General features: G+C 63.9%; 17 protein-coding genes. 7 read left to right on the top strand and 10 right to left on the bottom strand.

Annotated elements, in window-relative coordinates:
* The first annotated feature begins 19 nt into the window (after positions 1-19).
* From LH20_RS08265 to LH20_RS08235, 7 genes are all read left to right on the top strand, one after another.
* Entirely contained in the window at positions 20-517 is a 498-nt protein-coding gene (locus tag LH20_RS08265; protein ID WP_053553797.1) for a UPF0262 family protein, read from the top strand.
* A 51-nt stretch (positions 518-568) separates the two neighbouring features.
* Positions 569-1,285, top strand: a complete 717-nt coding sequence (locus tag LH20_RS08260) for a glycoside hydrolase family 25 protein (RefSeq protein ID WP_235527154.1) — start codon at positions 569-571, stop codon at positions 1,283-1,285.
* Positions 1,278-1,736 carry a cytidine deaminase gene (locus tag LH20_RS08255; protein WP_053553795.1) on the top strand — a complete coding sequence of 153 codons (459 nt, stop codon included), beginning with the start codon at positions 1,278-1,280 and terminating at the stop codon, positions 1,734-1,736. Before LH20_RS08260 ends, LH20_RS08255 begins: the two co-directional genes overlap by 8 nt.
* Positions 1,737-1,774: 38 nt before the next feature.
* Complete coding sequence (gene dcd, locus LH20_RS08250) at positions 1,775-2,329, top strand: dCTP deaminase (RefSeq protein WP_053553794.1); 555 nt, start codon at positions 1,775-1,777, stop codon at positions 2,327-2,329.
* Positions 2,330-2,445: 116 nt separating this feature from the next.
* Complete coding sequence (locus tag LH20_RS08245) at positions 2,446-2,961, top strand: DoxX family protein (RefSeq protein ID WP_053553793.1); 516 nt, start codon at positions 2,446-2,448, stop codon at positions 2,959-2,961.
* A gap of 71 nt (positions 2,962-3,032) precedes the next feature.
* Positions 3,033-4,205, top strand: a complete 1,173-nt coding sequence (locus tag LH20_RS08240) for a saccharopine dehydrogenase family protein (protein ID WP_053553792.1) — start codon at positions 3,033-3,035, stop codon at positions 4,203-4,205.
* Positions 4,206-4,327: 122 nt separating this feature from the next.
* The gene (locus LH20_RS08235) at positions 4,328-5,134 is read left to right on the top strand and encodes an acyl-CoA thioesterase (protein WP_053553791.1); all 807 of its coding nucleotides are present in this window, start codon (positions 4,328-4,330) and stop codon (positions 5,132-5,134) included.
* A gap of 34 nt (positions 5,135-5,168) precedes the next feature.
* Here LH20_RS08235 and LH20_RS08230 read toward each other — a convergent pair whose 3' ends face one another.
* The 10 genes from LH20_RS08230 to phhA all read right to left on the bottom strand — a co-directional run bounded on the left by LH20_RS08230 (position 5,169) and on the right by phhA (position 14,853).
* On the bottom strand, positions 5,169-6,506 hold the full coding sequence (locus LH20_RS08230) for an ATP-binding protein (protein WP_053553790.1): 1,338 nt from the start codon (positions 6,504-6,506) through the stop codon (positions 5,169-5,171).
* Positions 6,503-7,237 (bottom strand): response regulator, encoded by a 735-nt coding sequence (locus LH20_RS08225; protein ID WP_053556171.1) that lies wholly within the window; start codon positions 7,235-7,237, stop codon positions 6,503-6,505. The genes LH20_RS08230 and LH20_RS08225 overlap by 4 nt, the downstream gene beginning before the upstream one ends.
* Positions 7,238-7,374: 137 nt before the next feature.
* Positions 7,375-7,986 (bottom strand): EF-hand domain-containing protein, encoded by a 612-nt coding sequence (locus LH20_RS08220; protein WP_053556170.1) that lies wholly within the window; start codon positions 7,984-7,986, stop codon positions 7,375-7,377.
* A gap of 174 nt (positions 7,987-8,160) precedes the next feature.
* Complete coding sequence (locus LH20_RS08215; protein WP_053553789.1) at positions 8,161-9,069, bottom strand: fumarylacetoacetate hydrolase family protein; 909 nt, start codon at positions 9,067-9,069, stop codon at positions 8,161-8,163.
* The gene (locus tag LH20_RS08210; protein ID WP_053553788.1) at positions 9,057-10,193 is read right to left on the bottom strand and encodes a cupin domain-containing protein; all 1,137 of its coding nucleotides are present in this window, start codon (positions 10,191-10,193) and stop codon (positions 9,057-9,059) included. The genes LH20_RS08215 and LH20_RS08210 overlap by 13 nt, the downstream gene beginning before the upstream one ends.
* Positions 10,190-11,206: a carbon-nitrogen hydrolase family protein gene (locus LH20_RS08205; RefSeq protein ID WP_053553787.1), complete on the bottom strand. Its 1,017-nt coding sequence runs from the start codon at positions 11,204-11,206 to the stop codon at positions 10,190-10,192. The genes LH20_RS08210 and LH20_RS08205 overlap by 4 nt, the downstream gene beginning before the upstream one ends.
* Positions 11,203-12,441 (bottom strand): kynureninase, encoded by a 1,239-nt coding sequence (gene kynU / locus LH20_RS08200; protein WP_053553786.1) that lies wholly within the window; start codon positions 12,439-12,441, stop codon positions 11,203-11,205. The genes LH20_RS08205 and kynU overlap by 4 nt, the downstream gene beginning before the upstream one ends.
* Entirely contained in the window at positions 12,438-13,067 is a 630-nt protein-coding gene (gene kynB, locus LH20_RS08195; protein WP_053553785.1) for an arylformamidase, read from the bottom strand. Before kynB ends, kynU begins: the two co-directional genes overlap by 4 nt.
* Positions 13,064-13,969, bottom strand: coding sequence for a tryptophan 2,3-dioxygenase (locus tag LH20_RS08190; protein WP_053553784.1), 906 nt, complete (start codon positions 13,967-13,969; stop codon positions 13,064-13,066). Before LH20_RS08190 ends, kynB begins: the two co-directional genes overlap by 4 nt.
* A complete protein-coding gene (gene phhA / locus LH20_RS08185; RefSeq protein ID WP_053553783.1) occupies positions 13,966-14,853 on the bottom strand; it encodes a phenylalanine 4-monooxygenase in 888 nt (295 codons plus the stop codon). Before phhA ends, LH20_RS08190 begins: the two co-directional genes overlap by 4 nt.
* Between the last annotated feature and the right edge of the window lie 8 nt (positions 14,854-14,861).

The following is a 14,861-nucleotide window of genomic DNA, read 5'->3' as shown; positions in this document are numbered from 1 at the left end:
AAGTAGAAGCACAACCGGCATGACCGATCTCGACCCCTCGAAGCAGCGCATCATTTCGGTCGAGCTCGACGAGAGTTCGATCGTCTGGCGCAACCCCGATGTCGAACAAGAGCGCCGGGTCGCGATATTCGACCTTATCGAGGATAATAAATTTGTCCCTCAGCGTGGCCATCCCGACGGGTATGCCGGGCCCTACCGGCTGCGGTTGCGGGTCGAGGAAGGGCGGCTGATCTTCGAAATCAGCCGCGAAGACGGATCTCCGCTCGAGGCGATTATCCTGGGGCTGGGACGGTTCCGCCGCCCGATCCGCGATTATTTCGCCATCTGCGACAGCTATTATCAGGCCATCAAGACGGCGACCGCGCAGCAGATTGAGACTGTCGACATGGCACGGCGGGCGCTGCACAATGAGGCGGCCGAAATGCTGATGGACCGGCTCGACGGAAAGATCGCGGTCGATTTTGATACCGCAAGACGGCTCTTCACGCTGATTTGCGTCCTCCATATCAAGGGTTGACGGGTGGCAATGGGGGCGACTTTCACGAGGCGCAAGGGGCCGGCCAAACCTGTGCGGGATTGGCGCGGAGCGATACAGCACTGGCTGCGCCGCGCGCTCGCGCTCGCTGCGCTTTGCCTCCTCGCGATCGGGCTCGCCCTCTGGTGGGCGGCGCGCTGGACCCCGCCGCGCGAGAGATATCCGCTCCAGGGGGTGACGATCGATGCGGGCAATTGCGACGTTCACTGGGGGTCGATCAAGGCCGCGGGCGCTGATTTTGCCTATATCTTTGCGACCGACGGCGACCGCCGGGTCGACCCTATGTATGCGCGCAACATCGCAGCAGCGCGCGAAGCCGGAGTGCGGACAGGGCCCATCCATCGCTACGACCTTTGCAAGCTTGCGACGGACCAGGCAGCAAATTTTATCCGTCAGGTACCGCGAAGGATCGATGCACTGCCCGCGGTCGTGTGGCTCGACTATGACAATCGGTGCCCCGACCGGCCCACTCGCGCGCTGCTGTTGAGCGAACTTGCGACCTTCCTTGCCCAGATCGAGGCTCATATGGGCAAGCGCAGCCTGATTGCACCAGGTCCGACCCTTGAGGCCGACTACAAGGTGACGAGTGGGATTGCGCGCACCACCTGGCTGCGCCGCAATTTCTTCCCCCCCGATTATGGCGCTCATCCCTGGGCGATGTGGCAGGCCAATGACTATGTGCGGTTGTCGGGCGCCCGTGGTACCGTCGGCTGGAACGTCGTCCGCCCCGAAGGATTGGGTGATGAGTGACCAGGAAGACCGCGACGCTCTGATCGCTGCCGCACGCGACGCCGCAGCCCGCGCTTACGCGCCCTATTCGGGCTTTCAGGTGGGCGCCGCGCTGCTCCTCGACAATGGCGATGTCGTCACCGGCGCAAATGTTGAAAATGCAAGCTATGGACTGACGCTGTGCGCCGAGACCGCCGCGATCGCCAAGATCGCCAACGAGGGCTGGATCGACCGGCTTAGCGCGGTCGCGATTATCGGAGGACGAGCCGAGGGAGATGCGCTGCGCGGCAGCGACCCCGTCCACCCCTGCGGCCGGTGCCGGCAGATATTGAACGAAGCCGCGGAGCGCTCGAAAAGAGACATAGCCGTCCACTGCGCCTCGGGCGATGGCCGCACGGTGAAGAGCTATAGACTGAGCGAGCTCTTGCCCGCAGCGTTCGGCCCCAAGGATCTCGGCCTCATTCCGGACTGACCGCTTGCGCAACGCGCGCCGTACCGACAAGAGAAACCATGGCCATACTTTCCGACAAATGGATTCGCGAAGCCGCCCGGACGCAGGGCATGATCGAGCCGTTCGTCGAGGCGCAGCGCCGCGACGGTTGCATCAGCTACGGGCTCTCTTCCTACGGCTATGACGCGCGCGTCGCGCCCGAATTCAAGATCTTCACGAATGTCGACAGCGCCGTCGTCGACCCCAAGGATTTTGCATCGAACAGTTTCGTAGACCGCGAAACCGACGTGTGCATCATCCCGCCAAACAGTTTTGCCCTCGCCCGCACGGTCGAGTATTTCCGCATTCCCCGCGACATTCTTGTCATTTGCCTCGGCAAATCGACTTACGCGCGCTGCGGAATCATCGTGAACGTGACCCCGCTCGAGCCCGGCTGGGAAGGCCATGTGACGCTCGAATTTTCGAACACCACGCCGCTTCCGGCCAAGATTTATGCAAATGAGGGCGCGTGCCAGTTTCTGTTCCTCCAGGGCAATGAGCCATGCGAGACGAGCTATGCCGATCGGGCAGGAAAATATATGGGGCAGAAGGGCGTGACCCTGCCAAAGCTTTAGGCGGGTCCGCCGACGGCCAAAATCTGATCTCCTCACCCGGTTAACAGTCGGAACCTCCCGGCGTCCCGAGCGTCCTTCGCACAAGCGGATGGGGCGCGCAAAGCGGAGGATGCCCCATGTCCATGATCGCCGTCTTCATCGGCCGCCTGTTCATCGCCGTCATTTTCCTCGTCTCCGGGATCAACAAGCTGATCCATGTTTCGGATACCAATGCCATGATCGCCGCTGCAGGGCTTCCCGGCGGCCTCGCCGTGCCGACGGGTCTATTCGAGCTTCTCGCAGCCGTGTGCCTCATCTTCGGCGTCGCGACGCGGCTCTGGTCGATCCTTCTCGCGGGTTTCGTTCTTCTCACCATCCTCTTCTTCCACCGCGAGTTCACCGATCCTGTGCAGGCAATGGCCGCGATGAAGAATCTTGCGATTGCCGGCGGTCTCCTTTGCCTGTTCGGCTATGGTCAAACGCGCTGGAGTTATGATGCGCTTCGCCAACGCCGGCGCGACGAGCACGCAAGATATGAGGCAGAACGCCGCGCCAGCGAAGCTGAACTGCGCGCTGCGCGCGCGGAAGGCCGCGCCGAGGTTGCCGGAGAACCCGCCGTCATCGTCGAAAAGCGTCCCTTCTGGCGCCGCTGACGCTTCTCGCTTGGCATCCCCTCCGGCCTGCGCTAGCCTCCGCTTAACGTTTACGTAAAGGGAGGCTCCCCGTGGCTGACACGCGCGAGTTCGACATCATCGTCTACGGCGCAACGGGGTTCACCGGACGCCTCGTCGCGGAATATCTCGCTGAGCATTACGCTGCGAGAGGAGACGCACCCAAATGGGCAATGGCAGGGCGCAGCGCCGACAAGCTCGCCGAGGTTCGCGACCTGGTCGGTGCGCCCGCCGACACGCCGCTGGTCATCGCCGAGGCGGGCGATCCTCAAAGCCTCGATGCGATGGCGGCGCGCTCACGCGTCATTCTGACGACCGTCGGCCCCTATCAGCTATACGGCAGTGCGCTCGTCGCCGCCTGCGTTCGCCAGGGAACCGCCTACGCGGATCTGTGCGGCGAACCGGGGTGGATGCGCGAGATGATCGACACGCACCAGGCGGCCGCTCAGCAGTCGGGCGCGCGTATCACCTTCAGCTGCGGGTTCGATTCGATCCCGTTCGACCTTGGTGTGCTGTTTCTGCAGGTGGAGGCGATGAAGCGCCACGGCATCCCCGCACCGCGCGTCAAGGGCCGGGTGCGCAAGATGCAAGGCGGAGCCTCGGGCGGTACGATTGCAAGTCTCAGCGAAACCTTGAAGGCCGTCGCGAAAAAGCCTTCGCTCGCGCTCCTTCTCCAATCATCCTTTGCCCTCACACCCGGCTTCGAGGGACCGCATCAACCCACCGGTCTCATCCCCGAATATGATCCCGCGGCGGGAACCTGGACGGCGCCCTTCGTGATGGCGCCGATCAACACCAAGAATGTTCACCGGACCAATTTCCTTCTCGGGCACGTGTGGGGAAAGGAGCTCGTCTATGACGAAATGGTGATGACGACGATCGGCGATGCCGGCAAGGCGATGGCCGAAGCGATGGCGAAAGCCAACCCGTTCGGCGACGCAAAGCTGAAACCTGGCGAGGGCCCGAGCCGGGAACGGCGCGAACAAGGCTTCTACGACATTCTCTTCATCGGCGAATATCCAGACGGACGCGAGATCCGGGCAAGCGTTCAAGGCGACCGCGACCCGGGCTATGGCTCCACGTCAAAAATGCTCGCAGAAACGGGTATGGCGCTACTCGAAAACCAGGGCGAAGGCGGCGTGTGGACCCCCGGCGCGCTTTTGGGCGAAGCGCTCATCGAGCGGCTGACGCGCGAGGCGGGTTTGACGTTCCTGATCGAGGATTGACCCTCCTTTCGATCGTTCGTTTGAGGCTCGCCCCATGCGTCGCCACGTCCGGCGCGCAAGGCAAGTACCCCTCCCGCTTCACGCCTGCACCCGCTGGATAACCATCAAAGAAGACCTATTGGATGACCAACCTTCTCTCCCTTTCTGCTCTCGACACGCTTCTTGCCACCCTGAAGGTCGCAGACGGCCGCGCCACAGCCCATATCGATGAAGGCTGGATGCAAGGCCGCACGGCCTATGGCGGGATCAGTTCAGCGCTCGCGCTCGCCGGCACGATGGCGCTCCATCCAAGCGAGGCTCCGCTGCGCTATGCGCAGATCAGCTTCGTCGGGCCGGTGGGCGGCGACTGCGCCATCGAGACCCGCGTACTGCGCCAGTCGAAATCGAGCCTGTTCGTTGACGCGGCAGTTACGAGCGCCACGGGCTTCGGCACGGCCGCGGTTTTCGCCTTCTCGCCCGACCGGCCAAGTCACCTCGACCACAATCGGCTGACAATGCCCGAGGCCCCGGACCCGGAAACGCTCGCGCCGGTTCCTGAACACAAGGTCCGGCCGGCCTTCACCCGGCATTTCGACATGCGCCCGACCACCGGTCCGCGCTTCGCGTGGAAGAGCGACGTGGGCGAATATCTCACCTGGGTTCGCTTTGTCGAGGAGCCCGCCTGCCACCCGGCGGTCGCTCTGCTCGCAATGGGCGATGCGCTGCCTCCCGCCGCGATGGCGCTGTTCACCGAGTTTGGCCCGATTAGTTCGATGAACTGGACGGTCAACATGCTGACCGCAGCTCCGCGCACCGAAGGCGGCTGGTGGCTCCTGTCGGCCAAGACCGCCTACGCGCGCGCCGGTCTCTCGGTGCAGGACATGATGCTTTGGAACCGCGCGGGCGAGCCGGTTCTCAGCGGAAGCCAGGCCATCGCGATTTACGCCTGATGTTCATCTGCCCTCCAAGGCAGAGGGACTGAACTTACGTGCTCGGCAAGGCGATCACCGCATCGAGGCCGCCGCTCGCACGGTTGGCAAGCGTCAAGCTCCCGCCCTCGCCTTCAGCGATCTCGCGCGCGATGGAGAGCCCGAGACCCGCGCCGCCGGTCGCCCGGTTTCGCGACTCCTCGCCGCGCGCGAAGGGCTCGACGAGCGTGCGGATCTGCTCGTCGGTGAGACCAGGCCCATCGTCCGACACGGTAACCCGCGCCCACCCCTCGGCCGCGCCAACCGACAGGCGCGCGCGAACGCCGTAAGCGAGCGCATTGTCGACGAGATTGCGGAGCGCCCGGCGCAGCAACAGGGGCCGGACGGTAACGGCGGCATCGACCGTACTTTCCACGATGACATCGCGCCCCTGTTCGCGGTAGTCGGCGACAAGGTCGGTAACGAGCATCCCAAGCGCGACGCGTTCGCGGGCATCGGTCCCCGCCCCCGAGCGCGCGAGCGCCAGAATGTCGGCGAGCATCGCAGTCATTTCCTCGATCGAGGCAATCATCTTGTCTCGCAGCAAGGCATCGTCGACCTGCTCGACGCGCACGCGAAGGCTCGCAAGCGGCGTGCGCAGATCGTGCCCGACCGCACCGAGCATCCGGTCCTTGTCCGCGAGCATCGCCGCGATCCGCGCGCGATAGGCGTTAAAGGCACCGATCAGCTCACGCACGTCTGAGGGCCCTGCCTCGGCGAGAGGCTCGGCATCGCGCTGCGCCGGGTTGGCCCGCGCTGCGCGCGTCAAGTCACGCAGCGGCGCCGCTGCGCGCCATGCAATCACGAGAATTGGAATGAGAAGCAGGAGATAGAGCGAGAGCGTCTGCCACAGCAGGAAGCCCTGCAGGCGATTGCCCCCGGCCGGAATGCGGCTGCGAACGGCAAAAAATTGCGCGCCCACTTTCGCAACCACGACGACCGTCTGTCCCGGAAAATCGGCGCGCCGGCGAAGGTTTCGCGGTGGCAGGGCCCACGCCTCCACCGAATCCGCCTGGACTTCGGCATCGGCCATCAACCCTTCGACATATCGGGCAAGATCGGGGCGCGGGACGGCATGAGGCGGTACGCTTGGCGGCGCACCCGAAATGCGAAGCCGCTGGACGCGCTCGCGGCCCTCGCCCGCATCACCTCGCGCCTCGCGCCCGCCGCGCCTCTCCCGTTCGACCGCGTCAATGATCCGCGCCACCGCCATGCCGCCGCCATGTGCAAGCTGCTGCTGATTTTGCCCGCGGACCAGGAGCGCAAAATTGATCGCCTGGGCGACGAACAGCGTGACCGCCACGGCAAAGACAAGCTGGCCGATCAGGCTCTTTGGCAACAGGCGGAGCCTCATGACACTGGGCCCAGCCGCCTGACCTCGCACGCCAGCGTGTAGCCGCCGCCCCACACGGTCTTCACGAACTGCGGTCGCGCGGGGTCTTCTTCGATCTTCTTGCGCAGTCGGCTGACAAGATTGTCGATCGCGCGGTCAAAAATATCGGCCTCTCGCCCTCGCACCATGTCGAGCAGGCGGTCACGACTCATCACCTGCCGCGGATGGCGTACCAGCGCGTGGAGCAGATGATATTCGCCCGAAGAGAGCGTAACTTCCTCACCCGCCTCATTCACAAGCACGCGCTCGACTTCGCGCAGGACCCAAGGCCCGAAGGCGTAGCTCGTCCCGCCCGGGTCGAGGGCGCGGCCGCCCTGCTGCGTGCGGCGCAGCACCGTCCGGATGCGCGCGACCAGTTCGCGTGGGTTGAAGGGTTTGACGACATAATCATCGGCCCCGATTTCAAGCCCGATGATCCTCTCGGTGTCCTCGGCGCGCGCGGTGAGCAGGATCACGGGGATGCTGCTCGTCTCGCGCAGATGCCGGGTCAGCGAGAGGCCATCTTCGCCCGGCATCATGATGTCACTTACGACAAGGTCGATGCTCTTGGCGCGCAGGACCGAACGGGCTTCCGCTGCACTCGCCGCATCGCTGACGGCGAAGCCCTGGGCTGCAAGATATTCGCCGAGCGGCTCACGAATCGACGGCTCATCGTCGATCAACAGGATGCGGGGCGTGTCGCTATCGGTCATCATAACCCTGCCTTGGATACCGGTTCGCCCACCGACCGCGGGGGCCGGTGGGCGATACCGTGCTGGCAGGGACCGGCAGCAAAGGCAATGCCAGGGAGGAGGGGAAAGCCTGCCCTTAACCGCCGGACCCTGCCAAATTATTCGGAGGCCGAGGCGGCGGCGCGCTGCCCCCGTTTCGCCTTCCATGCCGCGCGCTGGGCCTGGCGCTCTTCGGCCGTCACCTGGCCGTCCTTGTTTGTATCGAGCCGGTCAAAGCGCGCGAGCGCAGCGGCCTCGAACTCGGCCTGGCTGATCGCCTTATCGCCGTTCGTGTCGGCCTTCATCATCATGCCCTGATGGCCTCGCATGCCGTGATGCCCGCCCCGCTTGCCGCGCAGGCCGCGCATCGCATGCTTGCCTTCGCCGGCCTCACCGGCCCTGGCGCTGCGCTTTTCCTTCCATTCGGCACGCTTGGCCTCACGGTTTGAATTATGCTGGTCCCACTCGGCCTTGCTGATGCTGCCATCCGAATTGGCGTCGAGCGCGGCGAAGCGCTTCGCCTGCATCGCGGCCTGGCGCGCTGCGCGGTCGGCTGCGTCAAGCTTGCCATCCTTGTTGATGTCCAGCTTGGCGAACATGTTCGCAGCAGCCGTCTGCGCCTCGGCGCGGGTCAGCACGCCGTTGCCGTCGGCATCGCCCATGCCGCGCTCGCCCGGGGCGGCCAGCGCAGGTACGGCGATCAGCGCTGCACCCAATGTCAAAATCGTCATCTTCTTCACGTCACGAACTCCTGTCAGGGGACCCTCGCGGGAAGGGGGAGAACCGGGGTCCCGATGAAGAGCTTCTAGGGCTCATTTGTCCCAGCCTCTTGCCGCTGAGAGCAAAAATTGTCGCAAATTGTCGCAAAAGCCGCGTCCCGTTCATATGGGGGCAAGCGAGCGCGCTCAGACAGCGACGATCGGGTTGCGCAACGTGCCGATTTTCTCGATCTCGCATTCGACGACGTCGCCTGGCCACAGAAACTCCTGCGGGTCGCGACCGGCGCCGACGCCGGCAGGAGTGCCAGTTGCGATGATGTCACCGGGTTCAAGCGTCATCACGCTCGATATGTCGGCTATCAGTTGCGCGACGTTGAAGAGCATGAAGCGCGTGTTGCCGTTCTGCTTTTCGACGCCATTGACGCGTGTCCTGATAGTAAGATCCTGGGGATCGCCGATTTCGGCCGCGGTGACGATGCAGGGTCCCATCGGTGCAAAACTGTCCTGCCCCTTCGACACGATCCACTGGCCGGCGCGGCGGCAATCGCGCGCCGAGACATCGTTGATGACGGTATAGCCAAAGACGTGATCGAGCGCGCGCGCCTCAGCGACGCGGCGCGCCGTCTGGCCGATGACGACGGCAAGCTCGGTCTCCCAGTCGAGCTGCCTTGTCACTCTGGCATTGTGCCCGATCGGGTCATTCCACGCAGCGACCGCGGTGGGCGGCTTGGAGAAGATCACCGGTTGCTGCGGCAGTTCGCTCGACGTGTCGAGGCTGCGGGCCGCCTCAGCCACATGTTCGGTGTAATTGAGACCGATGCCGAAGATGTTCTTGCGCGGTCGCGGGATCGGCGCGAGGAGCGTGACATTGCCTTCAGGAAGCGAGGTGCCGACGAGGTCCCCGCTTGAGGCGTTAGCCAAGGCCTCCTCGAGGAGGCGCAGGGCAACCGGACCCAGATCGATGAACTCGAGCATCGTCGAGGGGAGGTCATGACCGATCGCCGCGCCGAAATATTCGACATCAATCACCAGCCCGGCGTGAAGAAGGCCGAGGCGCGGTTCGGTCTCGAGTGTGCGATACGTCACAAAGCGCATATCTGATGTCCGTCATTATCCGCGAAAACCTCCTCGATCCGGACGCCAAGCGCCTCCATCACGGGAAAGTCGTTGAAGGAGAAAAGGAATGCCTCGTCGACAGGGTCGAGGTTGACATGCTCGTGCCACGTCCACGCTGGCACGCAGAAGATATCGTGCCTCTGCCAGTCGAATCGCTGGCCGCCAATGAGCGAATAGCCGTGTCCGCCGGCAACATTATAGACGACATTGCCTGTATGACGATGCGCCTTGCCGCAAAAACCCCCTGGAAGCCTCTGCATATGAGCGCCCATTGTCTGAAGGGCCCAGCCGCCAGTCAACGGGTTTGCATAGCGCATCATATGGCCATCGAAGGGAGATCCTTCGGAAACGTCTGCAAGATTGCGCAGCGCGTCGCGCACGGCGTCCCATCGATAGACCATCACCGGCGAATAGGGCTTGTCCCACGCCGCAATGCCTTCGGGCCGGAGCCCCGCGCCGCCATAGCTTTGCGGCAGGTCGTTCACGGGAAAGGTGGCGGCCTGTACGGGCGCATCATAAACCGCATAGAAATTGGTCTCGAGGCAGTTCATCAGCGGAATGTCGAGCCCGTCCTGCCAGATCGACACCTCCCCTTCGGCATCGACCCCATGATCGTGCCAGCAGCCATTGGGGGTCAAGACATAATCATTGGCACCAAGCGTGATCGGGTGGCCATCGACGACGGTATAGGCGCCCTTCCCTTCCATGATGAAGCGGTGCGCGGAGGCGGTGTGCTTGTGCGCGGGGGTAATCTCACCCGGTCGCATCGCCTGCATGCCGCTGAACAGCCAGCCGCACACCGCCGTATGCTCCCGCCCCGCATCGCTGTCGTTGAGGAGGGTGACGACGCGTCGGCCCGCTTCTTCGGCCTTTACCAATTCGATCGCGCGCAGACACATTGCGCGCCTATCGGCGTAGCGCCACAGCGTCGGGCGATAGCGCGTCTCGGGTTCCCACGGCTCGATTGCATTGGCCCGTTTCCAAAATGCGCCAGCATTTCGCTTCGCAAGCTCGCCATAGAATATCTCAAGCTCAGGGGTATCGGTGACGCGCGATCGCCCGAGGACATCATCACGGGGATCGATGATCGCCTTGGTTGTCATGACGGCGTCTCCTCATCGGAACCAGGAGATGGGATCTCATCGTTAAAATATGCCGACGCGCGGGGCGTGCGGTCGACGGTCAGGTTGAAGATGTCGAAGCGATTATAGCCGCCGATGATGTCGTGCATCAGCTTGGGCCGGACGCACTCGCCAAGGTCGATGTCGGCATAGACGATGCCTTCATCATCGATCAGTGCCTCGCCGATCACATGGCCGTTGGGGCCGATAATGCCCGAAAAGGCGCTGTTCGGGCGCGAAAGCAGTTCGCGGTTGCCGGCTCGCCCCTCCGACATCGCTGCGATGATTTCCTCGCTCACCGCCGAACAGGCGACGATGGTGAAGATCTTGCCCTCGAAACTGTGCGCGGTCGCGCGAATGCGGATCGCCTCGGCCATATCATAGGAAGCAGGTGCCACAGGCAGCGCGATGTAATTGGCGACATGCACGAGCTCGCCCTGGGACAACAGCGCGAAGCGTGCGAGCGTATTGGTGTTCTCGCCGCAGGCAAGCGTCCCGAGGCGCCCGACGGGCGTATCGTAGACGCGGATCGAGCTGCCATCGCCGCCCGCCCAGCTCAGTTTCTCGGCCCAGGTGGGAACGAGCTTGCGATGGCGCCCGAGAAGGCTGCCATCGGCGCCAATGACGAGATTCGTGTTGTAGACGGTGCCGATGCTGAAGGGATCGCGCTCATTCACCCCGATGACCACCGTGCAATCGTGATCGCGCGCTGCCGCGCAGAGCGCCGCGACCTCGGGCCCTTCCGCGAGGATTGCAGAATGGTAGAGGCGTTCGTGCCATTCGGCTCCCTCGATCGGCGTCATGAGCCAGTTCCAATAGGGGTAGGCCGCGACGAACACCTCGGGAAAGGCAACAAGCTTCGCGCCGCGTCCCGCCGCCTCTGCGATCAGCGAGCAGGCCTTGTCGACTGTCGCGGCCGGATCGAGGAAAACCGGCGCCGCCTGTACCGCCGCTACTCTCGACGTGGGCAGGAAAGGCGTGGAGGGCTCGCTCATGTCACCGCCGCGCGCACTTGATATTCGGCCCTGGCCCACGCCTCGGTCGCGCAGACCTTTTCGAGCCGTTCGACCGTCTCGACGATGTCGCGGTAGCGCAGGTACAGCGGCGTCAGCCCGAAGCGCAGCACATCGGGCGCGCGAAAATCCGCAATGACGTCGCATTGCTTGAGCGCCTGGACGATCTGGTAGCCCTTGGGATGGGCATAGGCGACCTGACTGCCGCGCAGCGCCGGTTCGCGCTCGCTCACCAGCGTAAAGCCGTAGCGAGCGCAGAGCGGTTCCATGCGCTCCATGAACAGGTCCGCGAGCGCCAGGGACTTGCGGCGCAATTCAGCCATATCGGCCTCGAGCATCAGCTCGACCCCCGCCTCCAGCGCGGCGAGCCCCAGCACCGGCGGCGTGCCGCAGAGAAATCGCTCGATGCCCGGCGCGGGCTCGTAAACCTCCTCGAACGCGAAGGGCCGTGCATGGCCGAACCAGCCCGAAAGCACGGGTGTCGCCGCCTGATGCCGCGCCGCGGCAAACAGATAGGCGGGCGCCCCGGGTCCGCCGTTAAGAAACTTATAGCCGCAGCCGATTGCGAAATCGGCGCGCGCGCCATTGAGGTCGACCGGAATCGCCCCGGCACTGTGGCTCAAGTCCCAGATGACGAGCGCGCCGGCATCGTGGGCCTTACGCGTGACGTCTGCCATGTCGCGGATGCGTCCCGACTTGTAGTGAACCTGGGTCAGGAGCAGCGCCGCAACATCCTCATCGAGCGTCTCGACGACGGCGTCGGGCTCGGCCACCACTGCCCTCACCCGCCCGCCAGAGAAGCTCTCGACGCCTTGCATCATGTAAAGGTCGGTGGGAAAGTTGCCTGCCTCGGAAAGCAGCTTGCTGCGCCCTGGGCGCAGCGACAGCGCTGCGGTCAGCACCTTGAAAATATTCACCGACGTCGAGTCGGTGGCGATAATCTCGCCTGGCGCCGCCCCGAGCAGACGTGCGATCTTGTCGCCGATCCGCTGCGGCGCCTTCGACCAGTCCGCGCCGAGCCACGACGTGATCAGCCCCTCCCCCCATTCCTCCGCCACGACGCGGGCGAGCCGGCTCGCGGTCGACCGGGGCAGGGCGCCGAGCGAATTGCCGTCGAGATAGATGAGCCCGTCGCGCAGAAGAAAGCGGTCCCGAAATCCCGCGAGCGGATCGGCGGCGTCGAGCTTTGCCACGTCGGTCAAAAGCGCATCCGTCATGCAGCCTCTTTCAGAACGGCACGCACCGGGCTCGCGTCAGCGCCCACGATGCGGAGCGGCAGCGCGATGAGCTCGTAACGTCCGGGGGGCACGTCATCGAGAACGAGCCCCTCCAATATGCGCATGTCGGCAACCTTGACCGCGTGATGCGCGTCGAGCGTCTTCGATTGTTCAGGATCGAGCGAGGCGGCATCGGTGCCAATCAGGCGCACTCCCAATGCCCCCATCCGCGTGATCACCTCGCTGGCGACGGCGGTGAAATCGCTATCCCAGGCCTCATGGGGGAAATGCTCGTAGGTCCGAAGCAAGACGCGGGTTGCGCCTTGAAGTGCGTCCCAGTCGATATCGCCGACCTCGACCCGGCCTTGCGCATGACGCACATCGAGCAGCACGCACGGACCGATATAGGGCTCAAGGTCACACTCGGCCGATGACGCGCCGTCATCGGCATAGTGGAACGGCGCATCGCCATGCGTTCCAGCGTGAAGCGGCGCCGAGATCGCGCCCACATTGACCGGACAGCCCTCGCCGATCACCGCATGGCGCTCGATCGTAACGGGCGGCTCGCCAGGCCACACGGGCAGGTCCGGGTGAAGCGGCTGCGAAATGTCCCACAACCTGCTCATGCGGGACCTTCCGCCGCATAGTCTCCGCCTTCGCGCGGCGCGACCATCTCGGTGCGCATCGACCAGAGTTCGGGAAAGAAGCTGAGGCTGAGCGCCTTGACGAGATAATTGACTCCCGACGAACCACCCGTGCCGGGTTTGTGACCGATGACCCGCGCAACGGTCTTCATGTGCTTGAAGCGCCATTCCTGGAAATAATATTCCAGCGCGGTGATCTTCTCCGCGAGCGTATAGAGGTCCCAGTAACGCTCGACGTCGGCGTAGATCGCGAGCCACGCCTTCTCCACCGCCTCCGAAGGTTCATAAGGCTGCGTCCAGTCGCGCTCCAGATGGCCGGGTGGAATGGCAAACCCGCGCCGGGCGAGCAGCCTGAGAAGCTCGTCATAAAGCGAGGGCGCTTCGAAGGCTGCGCGGAGCCGCTCCATCGCAGCCGCATCATCCTTGTGCACGACCATCATCTCGCCGCGTTTGTTGCCAAGCCGATATTCGAGCTCCCGATACTGCTGCGACTGGAACCCCGAGGCGCGGCGCAGGAAACCGCGAAAGGTAAGGAAGTCATGCGGGGTGAGCGTCGCGAGCACCTCCCAGCTGTGGATCATGTGACGCTGGATCGTTGCGATCCGGTCGAGCCCCTTGCCTGCCCGCTCTAGTTCGTCGGCGCGGATCGCGTCCGCGACCAGCCGGACCTCGTGGAGCACCAGCTTGATCCACAGCTCCATCGTCTGATGCATGATAATGAAGAGCATTTCATCAGGCTTGTCCGACACGGGCACCTGGGCCGAGAGAAGCTGCTCCGTCTGTATGTGACGCGCGTAGGTGAGGCCATTGTCCCACTGGATGGTCTCGCCCTCGATCTCGGTCTCGAAGATGTCGGTATGGCCGTCCTTCGTCCGCCTGATCATCGCCGCGCCTTCCGCTTCATGCAGGCCGGTCCCGGCAGGGCCGGCTGGAGAGGCCCATCATAGACCCGGTCGCCGCGAAAGCCATCTTCCGGCTGAAGCGAAGGTTCGCCAGATATTTTTCTGTAAATACTTGAAAAATCCGCTTCCTCGGTTGCGCGGAGCAAGTGATCGAAACCTTCGACCACGAAATAGATGTGCTGGAATCGGTCGAAATGATACTGGGTCCGCATCACGCGCTCGATATCGAGCCAGACGCGGCGCGGCGCGGGCGAGGTCAAGGCAGCCAGGCACTCGGCATAGCTCGACAAGAGTCCGCCTCCGAACGCGCGCAGCTCGCCCTCTTCGACAACCAACCCGAACTCGGTCGTGTAAAGCCAGAGGCGCCCAAGGAAATCGGCAGCGCCCAGCCTTTCTGCGCGCAGTCCCGCCTCTCCATAGGCGACGAGAAACTCCGAAAACGCAGGATTGATGAGCATGGGGACATGGCCGAATATGTCGTGGAACATATCGGGCTCTTCGCTGTAGCCGATCTGCTCGGGAGGCCTGAGGAAATTGGCGGCAGGAAAGCGCCGGTTCGCAAGATGCTCGAAAAATGGCCGGTTCGGAATCCAGCCGGGCACCGCGACGACCTCCCATCCGGTTGCGGACCCAAGACGGCGGTTGAGGTCAGCAAAATCGGGTATCCCCCGCGAGATCTGCCCAAGCAGATCTAGGCCCTTCAGGAAATCACGGCAGGCGTAGCGCGCGAGTGCGGCGCTTTGCTGATGAAAAAGGGTCTGCCACGTTTCATGCTGCCTGGCCGTGAAGGCCGTCCACTTCTGGTCAATCGTCCAGTCGGCGGCCGCCCCTTCCGGCGGCGCGTCATAGATGTGCCTTGCCGTCACCTGTATCT

The sequence above is a fragment of the Sphingopyxis sp. 113P3 genome, from assembly GCF_001278035.1.
Taxonomy (GTDB): domain Bacteria; phylum Pseudomonadota; class Alphaproteobacteria; order Sphingomonadales; family Sphingomonadaceae; genus Sphingopyxis.
This window is presented reverse-complemented; position numbering and strand designations above follow the sequence as displayed.